At 60.2% G+C, this 18,312-nt stretch carries 19 protein-coding genes and 1 pseudogene; 14 read left to right on the top strand and 6 right to left on the bottom strand.

Annotated features, from left to right (window positions below; all coding sequences use genetic code 11):
• Positions 1 to 43: 43 nt before the first annotated feature.
• The 13 genes and pseudogenes from LPU83_RS42070 (at position 44) to visR (ending at position 12,113) form a co-directional block, all read left to right on the top strand.
• Positions 44 to 1,657: a globin-coupled sensor protein gene (locus LPU83_RS42070; RefSeq protein ID WP_024313044.1), complete on the top strand. Its 1,614-nt coding sequence runs from the start codon at positions 44 to 46 to the stop codon at positions 1,655 to 1,657.
• Between the two features lie 63 nt (positions 1,658 to 1,720).
• Entirely contained in the window at positions 1,721 to 2,017 is a 297-nt protein-coding gene (locus LPU83_RS42075) for an STAS domain-containing protein (RefSeq protein WP_024313043.1), read from the top strand.
• Entirely contained in the window at positions 2,014 to 2,379 is a 366-nt protein-coding gene (gene cheY1 / locus LPU83_RS42080) for a chemotaxis response regulator CheY1 (RefSeq protein ID WP_007530053.1), read from the top strand. The genes LPU83_RS42075 and cheY1 overlap by 4 nt, the downstream gene beginning before the upstream one ends.
• Before the next feature lie 17 nt (positions 2,380 to 2,396).
• Positions 2,397 to 4,664, top strand: coding sequence for a chemotaxis protein CheA (locus LPU83_RS42085; RefSeq protein ID WP_024313042.1), 2,268 nt, complete (start codon positions 2,397 to 2,399; stop codon positions 4,662 to 4,664).
• A 3-nt stretch (positions 4,665 to 4,667) separates the two neighbouring features.
• Positions 4,668 to 5,135 (top strand): chemotaxis protein CheW, encoded by a 468-nt coding sequence (locus LPU83_RS42090; RefSeq protein ID WP_024313041.1) that lies wholly within the window; start codon positions 4,668 to 4,670, stop codon positions 5,133 to 5,135.
• Positions 5,132 to 6,043, top strand: coding sequence for a protein-glutamate O-methyltransferase CheR (gene cheR, locus LPU83_RS42095; protein ID WP_024313040.1), 912 nt, complete (start codon positions 5,132 to 5,134; stop codon positions 6,041 to 6,043). Before LPU83_RS42090 ends, cheR begins: the two co-directional genes overlap by 4 nt.
• Positions 6,040 to 7,083: a protein-glutamate O-methylesterase CheB gene (gene cheB / locus LPU83_RS42100; protein WP_024313039.1), complete on the top strand. Its 1,044-nt coding sequence runs from the start codon at positions 6,040 to 6,042 to the stop codon at positions 7,081 to 7,083. Before cheR ends, cheB begins: the two co-directional genes overlap by 4 nt.
• On the top strand, positions 7,083 to 7,472 hold the full coding sequence (locus LPU83_RS42105; RefSeq protein WP_007530058.1) for a response regulator: 390 nt from the start codon (positions 7,083 to 7,085) through the stop codon (positions 7,470 to 7,472). Before cheB ends, LPU83_RS42105 begins: the two co-directional genes overlap by 1 nt.
• Positions 7,469 to 8,023, top strand: coding sequence for a chemoreceptor glutamine deamidase CheD (gene cheD, locus LPU83_RS42110; protein WP_024313038.1), 555 nt, complete (start codon positions 7,469 to 7,471; stop codon positions 8,021 to 8,023). The genes LPU83_RS42105 and cheD overlap by 4 nt, the downstream gene beginning before the upstream one ends.
• A gap of 17 nt (positions 8,024 to 8,040) precedes the next feature.
• Positions 8,041 to 8,433, top strand: a complete 393-nt coding sequence (gene cheT / locus LPU83_RS42115; RefSeq protein WP_024313037.1) for a chemotaxis protein CheT — start codon at positions 8,041 to 8,043, stop codon at positions 8,431 to 8,433.
• Positions 8,434 to 8,541: 108 nt separating this feature from the next.
• A pseudogene (gene fliF / locus LPU83_RS42120) lies at positions 8,542 to 10,234 on the top strand (flagellar basal-body MS-ring/collar protein FliF).
• Between the two features lie 373 nt (positions 10,235 to 10,607).
• Positions 10,608 to 11,354 carry a transcriptional regulator VisN gene (gene visN / locus LPU83_RS42125; RefSeq protein WP_024313035.1) on the top strand — a complete coding sequence of 249 codons (747 nt, stop codon included), beginning with the start codon at positions 10,608 to 10,610 and terminating at the stop codon, positions 11,352 to 11,354.
• A 12-nt stretch (positions 11,355 to 11,366) separates the two neighbouring features.
• On the top strand, positions 11,367 to 12,113 hold the full coding sequence (visR, locus tag LPU83_RS42130) for a transcriptional regulator VisR (RefSeq protein WP_024313034.1): 747 nt from the start codon (positions 11,367 to 11,369) through the stop codon (positions 12,111 to 12,113).
• A 20-nt stretch (positions 12,114 to 12,133) separates the two neighbouring features.
• Here the strand turns inward: visR and LPU83_RS42135 are convergent, their stop codons facing one another.
• The 6 genes from LPU83_RS42135 to motA form a co-directional block, all read right to left on the bottom strand.
• Positions 12,134 to 12,574: a hypothetical protein gene (locus LPU83_RS42135; RefSeq protein ID WP_024313033.1), complete on the bottom strand. Its 441-nt coding sequence runs from the start codon at positions 12,572 to 12,574 to the stop codon at positions 12,134 to 12,136.
• A gap of 4 nt (positions 12,575 to 12,578) precedes the next feature.
• Positions 12,579 to 13,658, bottom strand: a complete 1,080-nt coding sequence (gene flhB / locus LPU83_RS42140; protein WP_024313032.1) for a flagellar biosynthesis protein FlhB — start codon at positions 13,656 to 13,658, stop codon at positions 12,579 to 12,581.
• A 128-nt stretch (positions 13,659 to 13,786) separates the two neighbouring features.
• Entirely contained in the window at positions 13,787 to 14,827 is a 1,041-nt protein-coding gene (fliG, locus tag LPU83_RS42145) for a flagellar motor switch protein FliG (RefSeq protein WP_024313031.1), read from the bottom strand.
• A 29-nt stretch (positions 14,828 to 14,856) separates the two neighbouring features.
• Positions 14,857 to 15,441 (bottom strand): flagellar motor switch protein FliN, encoded by a 585-nt coding sequence (gene fliN / locus LPU83_RS42150; RefSeq protein ID WP_024313030.1) that lies wholly within the window; start codon positions 15,439 to 15,441, stop codon positions 14,857 to 14,859.
• Between the two features lie 64 nt (positions 15,442 to 15,505).
• Positions 15,506 to 16,444, bottom strand: a complete 939-nt coding sequence (locus tag LPU83_RS42155) for a FliM/FliN family flagellar motor switch protein (RefSeq protein WP_024313029.1) — start codon at positions 16,442 to 16,444, stop codon at positions 15,506 to 15,508.
• Positions 16,445 to 16,450: 6 nt separating this feature from the next.
• Positions 16,451 to 17,323: a flagellar motor stator protein MotA gene (gene motA / locus LPU83_RS42160; RefSeq protein ID WP_024313028.1), complete on the bottom strand. Its 873-nt coding sequence runs from the start codon at positions 17,321 to 17,323 to the stop codon at positions 16,451 to 16,453.
• Between the two features lie 250 nt (positions 17,324 to 17,573).
• Between motA and flgF the strand changes: the two genes are divergently transcribed.
• Complete coding sequence (gene flgF / locus LPU83_RS42165) at positions 17,574 to 18,308, top strand: flagellar basal-body rod protein FlgF (RefSeq protein WP_037069067.1); 735 nt, start codon at positions 17,574 to 17,576, stop codon at positions 18,306 to 18,308.
• Positions 18,309 to 18,312 lie beyond the last annotated feature (4 nt).

Below are 18,312 nucleotides of genomic sequence, written 5' to 3' on the forward strand. Positions count from 1 at the left end.
CATACGCCCGGCATGTGGTTGGGGACAGGCGTTGGGGCAGGAAATGCCATCAGATCAGGCTCGAGGAGCGCAGGCAGGCAGCTTGCGTGACCGGTTGCGCTTTGCCGGGCTCGACGCCGAGCACTGTGATTTGGTCCGGCGCCACCGTGTCGATCTTCAGCAGCATCTCGCCGCCGGCCTGCGCGATCTTTTCCAGCGTTTTCAATCGTTTCCCGACGCAGCGCGCAACTTCGAGAGTGAGCGTCAGGTCGAGCGGCTTCACGACTTGCAGGCCTCGCACTGGGACGTTTTGACCGATGCGCGTTTCGACAGCCTCTATGCCGAGCGCGTCAAGGTTCTCTCAGATTCCGAAAGCAAGATGGGCCTCGACCCGCGCTGGCATGTCGCGGGTCACGGCGTCGTTCTCGAGCACGTCATCGGCGGCCTTGCGACCGAACTGGCGGGTCGCTCCTTCCTGCCGAGCAGTCGTCGTCGGGCCAATGAAATCTCCGACCTGATGTCGGCGATCATTCGTCTCGTGATGGTGGATGTCGAGATTGCCGTCTCTTTGCGTTTCAATGCCTTGCGTGCTGCCCAGCAGCGCGCGCTCGCCGATCAGCGCAACAATGACAAGGCGGACATCGCGCACGTTTTCGCCGATGTGATCAACGGTCTTGCCGCCCACGACCTCACTGTTCGAGCAGCCGTTGAGGAAGACGGCGCCCACCGGGACATCGCGCAGGCGCTGAACGGCGCGCTCGATGTCGTCCAGTCCGAATTTCAGGCGATCGCCGAAAAGACAGCGGCGGCTGGAACGTCGGTGCAGACGCTTGGTGATGCCTCGAAGCAATTTGCCGGCAAAGCATCCATCCATGCCCAGCAGCTGCTCTCCTCCGCCGCCGCCCTTGCCGACCTCTCGCAAAGCGTCCGCCACGGTGCCGCAGGCAGCCGTGCTGCCGAGCAGGCTGCCGCCTCGACGCGCACCGCGGCGGAAGAAAGCGGCCAGGTGGTTGGACGCGCGATTGCCGCCATGGCGGATATCGAGCAGTCCGCCGAAAGAATCGGCCAAATCATCGGGGCGATCGACGAGATCGCCTTCCAGACCAATCTCTTAGCGCTCAACGCCGGCATTGAAGCCGCCCGCGCAGGTGATTCGGGACGTGGATTTGCCGTCGTGGCACAAGAGGTGCGCGCCTTGGCGCAGCGTTCCGCTGACGCTGCGCGCGAGATCAAGACGCTTGTGAGCGCCACCAAATCGCAGGTGGATGCCGGCGTGCAGATGGTTGGACGTACTCAGGATTCGATCGGCAGCATCGTTCGTCAGGTCAGTGAGATCAACACGGCGATCGCGGCGGTCGCAACTCAGGCAAGCCAGCATGCCGCGAACCTCGATGTCGTGACGGCCGAGGTCAAGGGCCTTGGCGTGCAGATGACCGACAACGCCGCTTGCGCATCGCGTTCTGCCGAAGGTGCGGACGACCTGCACGCCATCATCGTCGAACTTGGCCAGACGATCCGCGAATTTCGCGTTGCCCGGCTGAACGCCGAGCCCGCGCGCCCCGCGCCGCTGTTGTCCCCGGCCGTCGATGTCAGGCGCTCTGCCGATGTCGTGGTTGACGACGAGGATTTCGGATTTGTGCAGCCCGTCGCCTCGGTCGGAGGGCGGATTGTTTACTAACGAGCCGGTATATGAGCCATGCTCACATTCGTTGAGCGGGAACTAAGAGACAAGGAAGAGCTGATGGCGGCAAGGAAAACTGGGAAGACGCTGAACCTGTCAGCGGTGCTTGATCTGAACGAAGCGACCGCGCTTCGCGACAAGCTTGCTTCGTTGCGCGGCAACGATCTGGCCATCGATGCCTCTGCAGTCGAACGCGTTGGTGCACTGAGCGCGCAGGTCCTTATGGCCGCGGCCAAGACCTGGGACCAGGACAAGCTCGCCTTTACGTTCAGCAAGGCTTCGGACGCATTTCAGAAAACCATGCAACTGATTGGTGTCGATATCCACCATCTGCTCGCTAAGGAGATCCGGCAATGAAGAAAAAAGTGCTTACCGTGGATGATTCACGGACCATTCGGAACATGCTTCTCGTGACGCTCAACAATGCGGGCTTCGAGACGATCCAGGCCGAAGACGGCGTCGAAGGCCTCGAGGTTCTGGAAGAATCCAATCCCGACGTCATCGTCACCGACATCAACATGCCGCGCCTCGACGGTTTCGGCTTCATCGAAGGCGTTCGCCGCAACGACAAATATCGCGCGATCCCGATTCTGGTCCTGACAACCGAAAGCGATGCGGAAAAGAAGAACCGCGCGCGCCAGGCAGGTGCCACCGGCTGGATCGTCAAGCCTTTCGACCCTGCCAAGCTGATCGATGCCATTGAGCGCGTAACCGCTTAAACCCAGGATTTTCGCCTATGGATATGAACGAAATCAAAGAGATCTTTTTCCAGGAGTGCGAGGAGCAGCTCGCCGAACTGGAATCCGGTCTCCTGAAAATGAATGATGGCGATCGCGATCCGGAAACCGTCAACGCGGTGTTCCGTGCCGTCCATTCGATCAAGGGCGGCGCTGGCGCCTTCGGTCTGGATGATCTTGTCGCTTTCGCGCATGTCTTTGAGACCACACTTGATTGCGTTCGTTCCAACAAGCTTGAGCCGACACAGGATGTCCTGAAGGTCATGCTGAAGTCGGCAGACGTGCTGGCCGACCTGACCAACGCCGCCCGCGATGGCGGCAGCGTCGATGAAAGCCGCAGCCGCGGCCTGGTCAAGGAACTGGAAGCGCTCGCCAACGGCGAGCTGCCCAAACAGTCGGCTGCCGTGGAAGCACCGGCCGCGAAGCCGGCGACGGTCGCCGCCGCTCCGGCGCCTAAGCCCACCGATGACAGCGGCTTCCAGCCGATCCCCTTCTCCTTCGACGACTTCAGCGGTGAGGAAGAGGCTGGCTCCGATCTGCCCACATACGAAATTACCTTCAAGCCGCGCTCTGACCTCTATTCCAAGGGCAACGACGCGACGCTGCTGCTGCGCGATCTAAGCCGTCTTGGCGAGATGAGCTGCTACTGCAACATGGATGCGTTGCCCGGTCTCGACGAGGTCGATCCGGAAGCGGCGTATTTCTACTGGAACGTGACTCTCAAGACCGACAGGGGCGAGGACGCGGTCCGTACGGTCTTCGAATTTGCCGAGTGGGATTGCGACCTGGATGTCCTCGCCACTGAGACAAACGCCGTGGCTTCTGCCTCCGAAGAACTGCCGATGATCCCGGTTCCTTTCGATCTGTCGATCCTCGATGACGGTGCTGCGGAAGCGCCAGCAGAGCAGCCAAAGTCCGATGCGGCAGCTGCCGTTGCTGCTGCCGAAACCGCGTCCAACGTCACGCAGATGGCTGCCGCCGCTGCCCGCGTCGAAAAGAAGGAATCCGCTGCCGCCGCTGCTGCGAGCGCTGCCGCTGCCGCCCAGAACAATGCCGCCGCCGGCCAGACGATCCGTGTCGATCTCGACCGCGTCGACCGCCTCATCAACCTCGTTGGCGAGCTCGTCATCAACCAGGCGATGCTGTCGCAAAGCGTCATCGAAAACGACACGACCGGCACGTCGTCGATCAATATGGGCCTCGAAGAGCTGCAGCAGCTCACCCGCGAGATCCAGGATTCGGTCATGGCGATCCGCGCGCAGCCGGTGAAGCCGGTCTTCCAGCGCATGTCGCGTATTGTTCGCGAAATCGCCGACATGACCGGCAAGACAATCCGCCTGATCACCGAAGGCGAGAACACCGAAGTCGACAAGACGGTCATCGACAAGCTGGCCGAACCGCTGACGCACATGATCCGCAACGCAGTCGACCACGGCATCGAAACGCCCGAGAAGCGCGCCGCCGCCGGCAAGAACGTCGAGGGCACGGTTCGCCTGACGGCCAAGCATCGCTCCGGCCGCATCCTGATCGAGCTGGCCGACGACGGCGCCGGCATCAACCGCGAGAAGGTGAAGCAGAAGGCGATCGCCAACGAGCTGATCCCGTCCGACGCAAATCTGACGGATGAGGAAATCGACAACCTGATCTTCCTGCCGGGTTTCTCCACGGCTGACAAGATCTCCGACATCTCCGGTCGCGGCGTCGGCATGGACGTCGTCAAGCGTTCGATCCAGGCGCTCGGCGGCCGCATCAACATCACCTCGAGGCCGGGGCAGGGCTCTGTCTTCACGATGAGCTTGCCGCTGACACTCGCCGTTCTCGATGGCATGGTCGTCACGGTCGCCGGCCAGACGCTGGTCGTGCCGTTGACGGCGATCGTCGAAACGCTGCAGCCGGAAGCTGCCGCGATCCACTCCTTCGGCGCCAGCCATCGCCTGATCTCGATCCGCAACAGCTTCTGCCCGCTGGTCGATGTCGGTCGCATCCTGAACTTCCGTGCCACCCAGGCCAACCCGGTCGAAGGCGTTGCTCTTCTCGTGGAGTCCGAAGGCGGCGGTCAGCGCGCCCTCATGGTCGATGCGATCCAGGGCCAGCGCCAGGTGGTTATCAAGAGCCTTGAGGCGAACTACACGCACGTTCCGGGCATCGCTGCGGCAACCATCCTCGGCGATGGCCGCGTGGCGCTGATCCTGGATGTCGACGCGGTCGTGGGAGCTTCCCGCGGTCAAGCGCTGAGGCAGGAAGTGTCGCTGGCGGCGGTGGGGTAAGCGATGTCATATGCCGTAAAAAGTCTGAAGGATGGGGACCGCGAGTTGATCGCGTTCCGCATCGGGGATCAGGAATTTTGCGTGAATGTCATGTCGGTGCGCGAGATCCGCGGTTGGACGCCGGCAACGGCGATGCCGCACTCGCCTGGCTACATGAAGGGCGTCATCAATCTGCGCGGTGCGGTGCTGCCGATTATCGATCTGTCGGCTCGCCTCGGTATGCCGCCAACCGTGCCGACAGCGCGACACGTCATTATCGTGGCTCAGGTGCACCGCAAGGTCGTGGGTCTGCTGGTTGATGCCGTATCCGATATTCTGACCGTTACCGAAGATAACGTTCAGCCGACGCCGGAAATCGCATCTGAACTGCAGCGTCAGTTCGCTCGCGGTATCCTGGCGATCGACAAGCGCATGATCTGCCTGCTCGAACTCGAAGCCATTTTCCCCGAAACGGAAAGCGAAGCCGCATGAATGTCCTGAGTGCAAAAGACACGCGGCAGGGAAGCCCTGACGAGGTGCTGGCGAGCGGAGAATATCCGCTGACGCGCCGCGACCTCATGGAAATTGCTGCGATGATCTACTCGGATGCGGGGATCTTCCTGAACGAGACAAAGGCGTCGCTGGTCTACTCGCGTCTTTCGAAGCACATCCGCAACCTCGGCCTCTCCGGATTTCGGGAATATTGCGCGCTCGTTTCTTCACCGGCAGGCGCCGCGCCGCGCCGCGAGATGCTGTCGCATCTGACGACGAACTTCACCCGCTTCTTTCGCGAGAACCATCACTTCGAGCATCTGCGTGAGCATGTGCTGCCGGAGCTGCTGGTTCGCGCCAAGATGGGCGGCCGGGTCCGTATCTGGTCTGCTGCCTCCTCGGACGGTCAGGAGCCATATTCGATCGCGCTGACCGTTCTGTCGATGATGCCCAACATCGCCGACTACGACTTCAAGATCCTGGCGACCGACATCGACCCGAAGATCCTGGCGATCGCCCGAGCGGGCGCCTATGAGGAAGGCGCGCTGGAGACGGTATCGCCCGCCATGCGCAAGCAGTGGTTCAGCGAAGTCGAGGTTCAAGGACGGCGGAAGTTCCAGGTCGATGATCGCGTCAAGCGTCTGATCACTTACAATGAACTGAACCTGATGGCCCAGTGGCCGTTCAAGGGCAAGTTCGACGTCATCTTCTGCCGAAATGTGGTGATCTACTTTGATGAGCCGACGCAAATGAAGATCTGGGCGCGCTTTGCCGAACTGCTGCCGGAAGGCGGTCATCTCTATATCGGCCATTCCGAGCGCGTCTCCGGCGACGCCAAGCATGTCTTCGACAATATCGGCATCACGACCTACCGCTACACGACCAAGGGCGTGGGGAGGAAGGCATGAGCGCGGCAGCCCGAGTTCTCGTCGTCGATGACTCCGCCACCATGCGCGGCCTCATCACAGCTGTGCTGAGCGCCGATCCGGAGGTCAGCGTCATCGGTCAGGCAGGCGATGCGCTTGAGGCGCGCGAGGCCATCAAAAAGCTCAACCCCGATGTCGTGACGCTCGATATCGAGATGCCCAACATGAATGGCCTCGACTTCCTCGAGAAGATCATGCGGCTGCGTCCGATGCCTGTCATCATGGTCTCGACGCTGACCCATCGCGGCGCCGATGCCTCGCTGGCGGCGCTTGAAATCGGCGCATTCGACTGCGTCGGCAAGCCGCTTCCCGGTGATGCGCGCCCCTTCGGCGATCTTGCCGAGAAGGTAAAGGCCGCTGCCCGTTCGCAGCGGCGCCAGTACACCCAGCCTGCACCGGCTACCCCGCCACCTGCAGTTGCCGACTTCCGCGTCGGCCGCAAGATCGTCGCGATCGGTTCGTCGACCGGCGGCGTCGAGGCGTTGATTGCGGTGCTTCAGAAATTCCCGGCAAACTGCCCGCCGACTGTTATCACGCAGCATATGCCGCCGACGTTCACCCGGAGCTTTGCCGAACGCCTCAACCGGCTCTGTGCGCCGGTCGTGCAGGAAGCAACCGACGGCGCGCGTCTGGAGATCGGCAAGATCTACCTTGCGCCAGGTGGCGAACGCCATCTGCAGGTTGCCAACGCCCATGCGCCTTGCTGCCGTCTCATCGAACGTGATCCCGTGAACGGCCACAGGCCGTCCGTCGATGTGCTGTTCGATTCGGTGGCCGAACTGGCTGGCCGCAATGCGGTCGGCGTGATTCTGACCGGCATGGGCCGCGACGGCGCCGCCGGTCTATTGAAGATGCGCCATGCCTGCGCGCGCACCCTCGGTCAGAACGAAAAGACAAGCGTGGTCTATGGCATGCCGAGAGTTGCTTACGAACTCGGTGCCGTCGAGCAACAGTTGCCGCTGAATGGCATCGGCGAAGAAATCTTGAAAATGACAGCCGCCCGAAAGGAAGGAACCGACTAATGTCAATAGCAGAGAAAATCAAAGTTTTGATCGTCGACGATCAGGTCACCAGTCGACTGCTGCTCAGCGACGCGCTGACCCAGCTCGGCTTCAAGCAGATCACCGCTGCCGGCGACGGCGAGCAGGGCTTGAAGATCATGACCCAGCAGCCGCACCATCTTGTCATCTCCGACTTCAACATGCCGAAGATGGATGGCCTCGGCTTCCTTCAGGCCGTGCGTGCCAACCCGGCGACGAAGAAGGCGGCTTTCATCATTCTGACGGCCCAGGGAGACCGTGCGCTGGTCACGAAGGCGGCGCAGCTCGGGGCCAACAACGTTCTCGCCAAGCCCTTCACGATCGAGAAGATGAAGGCGGCTATCGAAGCCGTATTTGGAGCATTGAAATGAATCTCGACGTTGCAGCCCGCCGCGTCAATATCATCCAGGGCGAATGGAAGGTCCTGAATGATCCGAATGCGGTACTGACGACCATCCTTGGATCGTGTGTGGCTGCATGCCTGCGAGATCCCGTGGCAGGCGTTGGAGGAATGAATCATTTCCTCCTGCCGGGGACAGGAAACACGCCGATGACGGGCGGAGATGCCACGCGTTACGGCGTCCACTTGATGGAACTGCTGATCAACGGTCTCCTGAAGCAGGGCGCGCGCCGCGACCGCCTGGAGGCGAAGATCTTCGGTGGGGCGAAGACGATCTCGACATTCTCGAATGTCGGCGAACAGAACGCCGCCTTTGCTGTGCAGTTCCTGAAGGATGAAGGCATTCCCGTCGTCAGCTCAAGCACCGGTGGTGAGCACGGGCGCAAGCTCGAATACTGGCCAGTCTCCGGACGCGCTCGACAGTATCCGCTCACCGGTGCGGAAACGCAGAGAACGGTTGCGCTTGAGCAGCGTCCGGTCGCTCCGCAGAAACCTGTCGAAACCAGCATCGAATTCTTCTGAGGGCGAGGACGTTATTAATGACTGTGAATGCAATGACAGAGCAGCCGCCGCCCGCCGAGGCCCTGCCCGATGTCCTGATGCGCATCGTCTCGGAACTGCATGACGTCGCCTATCTGATCGAGCGGATCGAGCCACAGCTCCTCGAAGTCGGGGGCGGTGCCGAACTGCTGAACTCGCCGGAAAGCATGAAAGTCATGCAGGGAATTGATCTTGCCGTGCAGAAGACGCGCGGACTTGCCGAGTTCATCGACACCATCACCGGCGAAATCCCGCAGGACTGGGCAGTCGATGTCGCGACGGCATTGAGCCTTGTCAAGCTCAGCGAAATGCAGCGGGCGCTAGGCGGCGCCATGCATCATGGCAACGTTCAGCCTCTGGCGAAGGCGGCCGGAGACTTCGACTTCTTCTGATCCGGGTTTCACTCGCACGTCCCACGAAACGTTCGCACAAGTTTCGGCATCTATCGTCGAAATGAGGCAATAAGCCTGCTTTGTCTGTGACGGTCGTGCGAGAACAGAATGAATCTGTTAAATCAATTAGTTCAAATTTTTAAGAACTTCAGTTCGCTAGGACGGAATCGCCTGCTGGCGCTGACCGGCGTGGGTGTCGTTTCAGTCGTGCTGATCCTGGGGGCAGCCTTTTTGGTCAACAAGCCGGCTCAGGAAACACTTTACGTCGGGCTTGATACGCCGGATCTGAACCAGATCAGCATGGCGCTCGCCGAGGCGAATATCGGATTTCAGGTCGGAAGCGACGGCACCAGCATCACGGTTCCTGCCGGCATGACCGGCAAAGGCGCGGCTTCTGCTCGCCGAGCGGGGCCTCCCGAACAGCGCCAACGCAGGCTATGAACTCTTCGACAACGTGGGTTCGCTCGGCCTCACCTCGTTCATGCAGGAAGTCACGCGGGTTCGCGCGCTTGAAGGCGAAATCGGGCGCACGATCCAATCGATTTCGGGCATCACCGCTGCACGCGTCCACATCGTCATGCCCGAGGTCGGCAACTTCCGCAAAGCCGAACAGAAGCCCACTGCCTCTGTCATGATCCGCGCCAGTGCCGCGGCCGGCCGCAATGCGGCGACATCGATCCGCCACCTTGTTGCATCGGCCGTTCCCGGCCTCGATGTCGGCGATGTCACAATCCTCGATTCCGCGGGCCAGTTGCTCGCTTCCGGCGATGAGGCCAGCAATAGTTCGCTGAACCGTTCGCTGAACATCGTTCAGAATGTCCAGGGCGAAGTTGAATCCAACATCGACAAGGCGCTCGCACCCTTCCTCGGCATGGACAACTTCCGCTCCAGCGTCACGGCCGAATTAAACACCGACAGCCAGCAGATCCAGGAAACAACCTACGATCCGGAATCGAAGGTCGAGCGCTCGATCCGGACGACCAAGGAAGCCTCTCAGTCGCAGCAGAAACAGTCCGACAACGCCACGACCGTTGAGCAGAACATTCCGCAGGCAGCGCCCGACTCCGGCGGCGCCACCGGTCCGGAATCGCAAGACAAGTCTGACAAGAAAGAAGAGCAGACCAACTACGAAATCAACAGCAAGACGACAGCAACGACGCGCAACAGCTACAAGATCGACAAGCTCTCTATCGCCGTTGTCGTCAACAAGGGCCGCATTGCTCAGATGGTCGGCGAACCTGCCGATCAGGCGAAGGTCGATGCCTATCTCGCCGAGATGCAGAAGATCGTCGCATCGGCAGCCGGCATCAGCACCAACCGCGGCGACGTCGTGACCGTCACGGCCATGGACTTCCTGGAGAACCAGCTTCTGGAGGAGACGGGTAGCAGCGTCCGTGTGATGGATATGCTGAGCCGCAACCTTGCAGGCATCATCAACTCGCTCGCCTTCGTCGCAGTCGCCTTCCTGGTGATCTGGATGGGCGTCCGCCCGATGATCCGCAGTGTGACGGGCAATGGTGCGGCGGCTATCGGCGACACGTCGCCAGAAAGCGCCGGTCTCGAACTTCCCGACTTCGCCCCGGCGGCAGGCGCGGGCGCAGGTGGCGCGCTCATGGATGGCTTCGGCTCCGACTTCGGCTTCGACAGCACCGAGGACCTGCTCAGCCTTGGTGACGACGACGGCAACTTCAACCGCCGCGTCAAGGAAGGCCCGGAACGCAAACTGGCGCGCATGGTCGAGATCAACGAGGAGCGCGCCGCGAAAATCCTCAGAAAATGGGCGGTCGATAACGCAGCATAGTAAATGGCCGGGCAACCGGCCTTTACTTTGCCCATTTGCTGCATGGCGATCCGGTCGGATTTTGCTGTTGCTCGGGCGCGCGCATGAAGATTTCTGAGGATAGAAGTGACACAGGGCCGATCTGGCCACGCGTTTTACGCGAATCGTATTGTCAGAGTTCCCCGAATCACTTTACTTTAAGAATTCCTTAACAAGCGGAATTTGCGTGCGAATCAGCGCACGAAATGCAGAGCATGTAAATCCCAAGAACTCGGAGATGGTGGATTTTGCCACCTATCGTAATCTTGGGTGATTCGCGGAGAGGTCGTAGTTTGTTCAGGAGCGTGCGGATCAAGCTTCTGTCTTAGTGGTTCACAGCCGCAGGGTTTTGCCAATGGACATGCATATATTGCAGGCTCTCAAGAGCGATGCGCACAAGGCAAACTTCGTTGGCATCGCAGCGATAAACCTTTCCTCGCGTGACGAGTTGATCGCGCAGCTCTGCGAGATTTCGAACACGGGACGGTTGCAGCCGGGGCTCCGCGCGTTGACGGATTATGTCGGCGCTTCGCATTATCTGTTGGCGCGAGCGGACCTGGTGCAGGAGGCGGGCCTCGATTTCGTGGTCTCCTCGGACTGGCCGTTCGATCTCGTCACCAATCTGGCGCATGCCTTCGTCGGCGGCTTCGCCCGTGCGACGGAACTCGAAAAGTGCATGCAGCTATTCAAGCCGCATTTCGCCCTCCTGCCGGATACGGCGGACGCCCCTGATGGCGCCAGCCGCCAATTCTGTTCGCTGATGTTCAATATCGGCCGCTCCCGTCTCGTGCTGATGTTTCTGTTTGATGATGGGTTCATCCTGTCGCAGGAGCGGTTGCGGGATGTGGGGCTTCTGGCCGCCTATTTCGCCAGCTTCCTGCAATGCGGTGCTACCAAGACTGACCGGGACTTCGAATTGACCGATCGGGAACTGGAGTGCCTTTTCTGGATCGCCGAGGGAAAGACGAGCGACGAGATTGCGATGATTCTCGGCATCTCCCGCAACACCATCAACAACTACATCACCAGTGTCATGCGAAAGACGGCTACGAAGACTCGTTCTGAAGCCATCGCATTCGCGGTGAGGAACAATCTCGTCTAAGGGGACGGCGTTATGGGGCAGCCATCCGGTAGGTCGATAGGCAATTCGGAAACGATGCGCGGCGTGCGAACCAACAAGGTGGCGAGCCGGTCTGACCTGTTCCCGCGCCTGATCGGCATGCAGAAGCTCGCCTATGCCCAGAATTTCGCGGTCTACCGTCTCAGCGCCGCCGGCGTCCCGGCAAAGCAGCGCCTGGTTTGCGAACTGGAGAATTGGGGTTCTGTCAACAGTGGCTTCAGCCGGGCATTCATCGACGCCCATGGCGAAGCGCTGCTTGATCATATCGAGAAGTCGCTTCTGCCCGTTGTGTGGGCTGGGGGCCTCGATCGCGCCCCTCCGCGGCCTGCAAGCATCGCTCCTTTCATGGCGCGCCTGACGGGCGGTGTGGTTCCGTTCTCCGGAATGGCGTTTCCGGTGCGCCTAGGCGCCATTGGCAACGGCTTCGTTGTCTTCACCGGCGACGATCTTGAACCGGCGAGCGACATGATCGTTGAGCTGCACGCGAGGTCCTGCCAGATCATGATCGACCTGCTCTCGCTCGACGAGCGCCGTGTGGCGGCCGCCGAAGCACTCAGCGAACGCGAGATTGCCTGCCTGCAGCTTGCCGGCGACGGACGCATCAGCGAAGAGATTGCAGAAAAGCTTGGCCTCTCCGTGCATACCGTCAACGCCTATCTCGGCTCGGCAACGGTCAAGCTGGATTCGGTCAACCGAATCCAGGCGATCGCGAAGGCCATTCGCCTCGGATACATAAGCTGACGAGAAGGCGCGCGGGCGCTTCAGCCCGCCAATGCCTGCAATGGCTCGACGTTATAGCGTGCGTCGCGCAGGCTCTGCTCGAGGACAGCGGTGTTTTCGTCCGGGTCCGTCGACGGACTTTGGAAGGCGATGTGGTTGATCTCGATACCGGCATGCTCCTCGGCAAGCGTGAGCTGCGCATAGATCGTAACGCCGCGCGGCTTGATTTCGAGATCGATCACCACTTCGGGCTTGCCGCCCCACTCGAGCGTATAGCTGCCGCCATGGCCGAAATTGACCGTGCCGGGATGGAAGAAAAGTTCGGCGGCTGACGACACCAGGTCGGAAAGATTGCCGTAGTACTCGAAGCGCAGAAGAGAGATGAGGTCCGAAGCGTCCAGAAGCCGCAATTCCGTGGCCACAGGGCTGATTGCTTCGGCCAGGATTTTTTCACGCTGGGTAGAGTAGGGGCATTTTTTCATTCGGCTATCTTACCCGTTTGTTCTTGGCTTGCGTCGCGTAAACCCGATGGATGAGTTCCGCGACTGCCTTGTAGAATACAGACGGTATGACACTATCGACCGAGACTTGCGCAAACATGGAGCGCGCGAGAGGCGGGTCTTCGAAAACCGGAATGCCGTTCTTTTCCGCGATCTCTCTGATTTTCAACGCAATTAGATCCTGACCCTTGGCGACGACGACAGGTGCGTCATTTTCCTCTCGCACATAGCGCAGGGCGACGGCAAAGTGCGTCGGGTTGGCGATCACAAGCGTGGCGCGATCGACGTTGGCGATCATGCGGCGGCGGGCACGGTCGCGCATCACCGAGCGCTGGCGGCTCTTGACGAATGGATCGCCCTGCGACTGCTTGTTTTCTTCCTTGATCTCGTGTCGCGTCATCTTCAGTTCGGTGAACCAGTGATAGCGCGTCCAGAAGACGTCGGCGATCGCCACGACCCCGGTGGCAATCAGGACGACGATAGTGATCTTCTGCATCGACGTCATCATGCGCGTGAAGATCGTCTGCGGATCGGAGAACATTGCGTCGATCGCGTTGAAGTATTCGCTTTTCAGCACAAAGAACATGACGACGCCGACGATCACGATCTTCGTTAGCGACTTGCCGAACTCAACGAGGCCGGGCAGGCTGAACAGCCGCGACCATCCCTTGGTGATCGAAATACGCGAGACCTGCGGCCGTATGCGCTCGAGCACCGGCGTCGGCAGGTTCTGCGAGATGGACGCGGCGACGCCAAACACCATGAACAGGATGAAGGCAGGTGCGAGCAATGCTGCCGAAACCCAGCCCAGGTGAACGAATAGCGAAAGCGCATCCGGCCCGGTTTCGAGCTTCCATTGGTCGGGCTGTTCGAAAATGTCCTTCAGCGCCTCGCCGACCTTGCTGAGCCCGTCCGGCAGGAAGAAGATGATGTAGACGTAGGTGGCAAGTACGGTGGCAAAAAGCGGCACCTCGCGCGAAAACGGCACGTTGCCTTTCTCGGCAGCGTCGCTTTTCTTTTTCGCTGTCGGGTCTTCTGTTTTGCTATCCTTGTCGTCGTCGGCCAAGGCAGAGGCCCTCCATCAAAAGAAACGGCCGCGCCAGGGCGCGGCCTTTCCGGAAGGGTATCTCCCTTTCGCCGCCGCGATCAACCACGGCGGTCGCGAGGGCGCGCTTCGTGCACAACAACAGCGGTTTAGGCGGCTGCGGAGCCTTCGCCCTCGGTCTCCTTGAGCTGGATTTGTCCGGAATTTGCCAGGCGAATCGCTTCCTGGGCAATAGCGCGCCGCGCGATGGCGATTTCGCGCGGATTGATGCCGGCAGTTCCGCTCTGCAGATCCGATTCGATCATGCGGCGCTGGCGCGGGCTGATCGAGGCGAGCACCGCCTCGCGCATTTCGGCCGCCGAGCCGCGCAACGCCATGGTGAGGATGTCGGACGAGATGTCGTTCAGCAGCATCACGCGGCTGCGCTGCGGCATGAGCATGAGGTCGTCGAAGAGGAAGATCTTCGGACGGACCTTGTTGACCGATTCGCGGCTGATCGATTCGAGCGAGGTGAGCAGGGTATCGACCTGCGGCTTGTCCATCTCATTCATCAGCTCGGCAACCTTCGTCGAGCCGATCGAATTCTTCTCTGCGTCGATCTCGGTCAACAGGGTCATCACCTGCTTCTCGATGATCTGCGCGGCCTTGGGGCTGACGGACTTGAGGTTGACGGTACGGTTCATGATGTCTGCGCGGCGACCGTCCGGAATCTGCATCAGGACCTTGGCGCCGAACGAGGAGGGCATCATGGAGAGAATATAGGCAACCGTCTGCGGATGTTCGCGCAGGAGGAACTTGCCGATGAAAGCCGGGTCGCCTTCGCCGAGACGGTCCCAGATCGACGTCTCGTAGGCCTGGAAGGTGGTGCGACGGCCGAGGAGGCTGTCGACTTCGTCGGGGGTCAGGCCCTCTTCGAGGATGCTCTCGATTGCCTTGGCGTTGTCCATGAGACCCGCACCCTCGGTGAACAGGTCCTCGAATTCGGCCACAAGCCCAAGCAGTTCATCAGGCGGGATCGCACGCAGCGTTTGCGCCGATCCGATGATCGTCTGCAGCTCGGCCTGCGTGAAGTACTTCAATAGCCTGCCGGCGACCCCTTTCCCCATAGCGAGGAGAACAGCCGCCGCCTTTTCAGCCTGGGTCAACGGTTTCTCGGCAAGAGCGCCGCCGAAATCGTCAAAGTCCATCATGGTCTAACCTCTCCGTCCCTGCACCGGGATCAGGCTTTTTTCGTACTCAAAACTTCTATCAGCTTGACGCCGAAACGCGTGTCGTCGTTTTCCAGAACGGTGATCTCGCCGCGAGCAATCTTGCGGCCGTTCACCATGATTTCGACCGGCTCACCGATCTTCTTGTCGAGCGCGATGGTTGCGCCTTCGTTCAGGTTCATCAGGCCGGCGACCTGCATGCGGCTGCTGCCGAGCATGATCTGGACGTCGATCGGGATGTCCATGATCAGGTCGAGGTTCGACTGCATGGCGCTGCCGAGCGGCGCCGGTTCGGAACCGACCGCACCAAAGGAGGCGTCACCGAAATCGGAAGAGCCGCCAAAGTCGGAGGTTGTGCCGAAATCGCTGCCATCGAACGCAGGCTCCTCGGCCGCGTCATCGAAATCGCCGCCAAAGGTGGATAGATCGGTGCTGCCGCTGAAGGCGTCACTCTCGTCGGCGAAGTCCGGCAGGCCGCCTTCCGCGTCGGTCTTCAGGACGCCGCGCAGGTCATCGATGGCCTGATCAAGCTCGGCCTCGTTGCCCGGGAGCTCCATTGAAAGGTCGCTGTTCTTGGGTGTCTTCTTCGTCGCCATGAAATCACTATTCCAGTTGAAACTTGCCTCAAGCTGCCGTGCGGCAGCCCGGTTGGAAAATGGGCTAATTCATCAAGTGGCGGATGAGATCGTCATCCGAGTTAATCGTATCCTTCACCCGGACGGTATAATTCTCGCCCGAACGTCCAAACTCGCAGATGTACAATTCTTTGCTGTTGGCGCTCACTTCGACGCGGACGTCGCCGCGATCGTAGAAGGGGATGACATCGCCAGCCGCAAGCTTCGAAATGGTCCGCAGCGTCAAGTCTTGCAGACGGATCTTGGCGTTGAGCGTTACCTGCGAGCGGCGCACCTGCTCGCTGAGTTGATCGCTCCATTCAGACGATTTTGCTGACAGCCCCTTGGCCTTCGGAGCCGTCACGCTCGTCTTCAGCAGAGCAGCTTGGGGAACGATCAGCGAGACATCCGAGGTAATGCCGGAAAGCGTGATCGACATGTTGATCGCGGCCGCAAACTCGTCGGGCTTGTCTTCGGCCGGCTTGGCACGCGTTTCGAACGCGTAGGGAAATTCCAGGGCCGGCTCGAAGCCGCCAGGCGCGTTCACCGCCGAGCGAAGAACATTGGCGATCTTGTCGAAAACCATGACCGCAAGCTCGAGCTCGATCACGGACAGCAGGCGGTCGGCCGGCTGCTCGACCATCTCGGCGGACGCACCCAGCAGATGCTCCATGAGCGTGATGACGAAGCTGTTACCGCAGGCGAGCGTAATGTTCTGCGACCAGTTGCGGAGCGTCGCGTCGACAAGCGTCGTGTTGCCGCCAAGATCGGCGACGAGGTCGTTCTTGTGTCCGCGGTCACAGCCGAGATAGGCCACTTCGACGTCGAGGTTGGTCTCGCTTTTGATGATGTCGGGCAGGAAGGCCGTATAGACATCGCCGAATGCGCTGCAGATCTTCTCGATGGTGGCCTTGTCGCCGAGTCTACCGGTCAGCTTGGCAAGAAGGGCTTCGTCCATAAGGGGTTTCTTGAGGGTAGCGTTCATGACCGTTTACGCCGCCTTGTTCTCGCCGCCGGGGTTCATCATTTCCTGCTCGACTGCGTCGATCGAAGGACGCTCATAGGCCGAGATCGTCTTGCGACCGTACTCGAGGGCAACTTGCGGCACGGAGCCGTTCATGTAGGCAAGCAACGTCTGCTTGACGATGACATAGAGGCGATGCTGCTTGTTGCGGACGATCTTGATCTGGGAAACGATCGGCGAACACACGCAATAGGACAGGAGAATGCCGAGGAAGGTGCCGACGAGCGCCGAGCCGATCAGGTGGCCGAGAACTTCAGGCGAATCGTTGATGTGTGCCATCGCCTTGATGACGCCGAGAACGGCCGCGACGATACCGATTGCGGGGAAGGCGTCGCCCATGATCTGGATGGCGTGATAGGGCTTCATCTTGTCGTGCAGGATCGTGTTGATCTCTTCGTCCATCAACGCCTCGATCTCATGCGAACGAGCATTGCCGATGATGATCAGGCGGACGTAATCACAGATGAATGCCGTCAGTTCCTTGTTCTTGAGGATCGTCGGAGCGGATTGGAAGATCGAGGATTCGGCCGGATTGTCGATATGTGCCTCGATCTCGTTGCGCGACTTTGTACGAAGGTCGCGCATCAGGGAATAGAGTACACCAAGCGTATCGAGATAATTCCGTTCCTTCGGGACCGTGTGCTTGAAGGCTTCCCCAAGCGCCTTGCCGGAATCCTTCACGACCTTCATCGGGTTGCCCATGACGAAGCTGCCCAGGCCGGCACCGCCGATGATGACGAGCTCGAAAGGCTGCCAAAGCGCCTCCACATGGCCGCCCATCGCCATGAAGCTGCCGATGATGCAGCCGCAGGTAATCACAAATCCGATAATGATATTCATCGTCAGTCCAAACCTGATCGTTATTTTCAACCCAAGGGATAGGGCTGCTGGCTTGCGTGAGGCTGATGATTGCCCCTGCAAATCAAGCTTTTCCATGCCAGCTTCGCGCAAGCATTTGCTGTCAGCTTGTCGGTGACGAATGGGCATCCGTGCCTGTTTCTGAGATGCCGCCTCAGCGAGATCCGTAGTCCAACCGACTGCAAACACCCGGATTTCGTACCGTTCATCGCCAATGCAGGAGCCTATCGGGATGCAATCCGGTCTTTATGTTTCGTTGTCGTCGCAGATAGCACTCGAACGTCGCCTCACCACCATCGCCGACAATATGGCGAACGTGAACACGACTGGCTTCCGCGCAACGGAGGTGAAGTTCGACGAGATGCTCGGTGAGACCGGCAACAAGATCAACGCCAAGGTCGCCTATGTTTCACAGGGCAACGACTATCTGTCGGGTGACAGCGGCGAGCTCGAGCACACCGGGAACATGCTCGACTTCGCGATCAAGGGCGATGCCTGGTTCTCGGTGGATACGCCGGCCGGCAAGGTTCTGACCAAGGATGGCCGCTTCACGATGAAGGAAAACGGCGAGCTGGTTTCGGTCCGCGGTTATCCGGTTCTCGATGCCGGCGGCGCGCCGATCACGCTCAGCAAGGCCGCGGGCGAACCGAAAATCGGCGTTGACGGATTGATCTATCAAGACGGCAAGCAGGTTGGTTCGTTGGGTCTCTTCGAGGCGGATATCAGCAAGGGCTATCTGCGCTATGAGAACAGCGGCATCATGACGACCGAGCAGCCGCGTGCTGTCACCGATCGCTTCAATGTCGGCGTCCAGCAGGGCTACCTCGAAAATTCCAACGTCAACGCCATGCGCGAAATCACGCAGCTGATCGAAGTCAATCGCGCCTTCGAGAGCATGACGTCGCTCTCGAAGGACAGCGAGGCCTCGTTCAGCGAAGCGATCAAGACGCTCGGCGGCAGCCGCTAGCCGA

This window comes from Rhizobium favelukesii (genome assembly GCF_000577275.2).
Taxonomy (GTDB): Bacteria; Pseudomonadota; Alphaproteobacteria; order Rhizobiales; family Rhizobiaceae; genus Rhizobium; species Rhizobium favelukesii.

Excerpts from the sequence above, each read along its gene's own strand:
- flgF (WP_037069067.1), top strand. The coding sequence starts at position 17,574 with ATGCAATCCGGTCTTTATGTTTCGTTGTCGTCGCAGATAGCACTCGAA.
- cheY1 (WP_007530053.1), top strand. The coding sequence starts at position 2,014 with ATGAAGAAAAAAGTGCTTACCGTGGATGATTCACGGACCATTCGGAAC.
- LPU83_RS42135 (WP_024313033.1), bottom strand. The coding sequence starts at position 12,574 with ATGAAAAAATGCCCCTACTCTACCCAGCGTGAAAAAATCCTGGCCGAA.
- cheD (WP_024313038.1), top strand. The coding sequence starts at position 7,469 with ATGAATCTCGACGTTGCAGCCCGCCGCGTCAATATCATCCAGGGCGAA.
- cheT (WP_024313037.1), top strand. The coding sequence starts at position 8,041 with ATGACTGTGAATGCAATGACAGAGCAGCCGCCGCCCGCCGAGGCCCTG.
- LPU83_RS42090 (WP_024313041.1), top strand. The coding sequence starts at position 4,668 with ATGTCATATGCCGTAAAAAGTCTGAAGGATGGGGACCGCGAGTTGATC.
- cheR (WP_024313040.1), top strand. The coding sequence starts at position 5,132 with ATGAATGTCCTGAGTGCAAAAGACACGCGGCAGGGAAGCCCTGACGAG.
- LPU83_RS42075 (WP_024313043.1), top strand. The coding sequence starts at position 1,721 with ATGGCGGCAAGGAAAACTGGGAAGACGCTGAACCTGTCAGCGGTGCTT.
- motA (WP_024313028.1), bottom strand. The coding sequence starts at position 17,323 with ATGAATATCATTATCGGATTTGTGATTACCTGCGGCTGCATCATCGGC.
- fliN (WP_024313030.1), bottom strand. The coding sequence starts at position 15,441 with ATGGCGACGAAGAAGACACCCAAGAACAGCGACCTTTCAATGGAGCTC.
- cheB (WP_024313039.1), top strand. The coding sequence starts at position 6,040 with ATGAGCGCGGCAGCCCGAGTTCTCGTCGTCGATGACTCCGCCACCATG.
- visR (WP_024313034.1), top strand. The coding sequence starts at position 11,367 with ATGGGGCAGCCATCCGGTAGGTCGATAGGCAATTCGGAAACGATGCGC.
- fliG (WP_024313031.1), bottom strand. The coding sequence starts at position 14,827 with ATGATGGACTTTGACGATTTCGGCGGCGCTCTTGCCGAGAAACCGTTG.
- LPU83_RS42105 (WP_007530058.1), top strand. The coding sequence starts at position 7,083 with ATGTCAATAGCAGAGAAAATCAAAGTTTTGATCGTCGACGATCAGGTC.
- LPU83_RS42085 (WP_024313042.1), top strand. The coding sequence starts at position 2,397 with ATGGATATGAACGAAATCAAAGAGATCTTTTTCCAGGAGTGCGAGGAG.
- visN (WP_024313035.1), top strand. The coding sequence starts at position 10,608 with ATGGACATGCATATATTGCAGGCTCTCAAGAGCGATGCGCACAAGGCA.
- LPU83_RS42155 (WP_024313029.1), bottom strand. The coding sequence starts at position 16,444 with ATGAACGCTACCCTCAAGAAACCCCTTATGGACGAAGCCCTTCTTGCC.
- LPU83_RS42070 (WP_024313044.1), top strand. The coding sequence starts at position 44 with ATGCCATCAGATCAGGCTCGAGGAGCGCAGGCAGGCAGCTTGCGTGAC.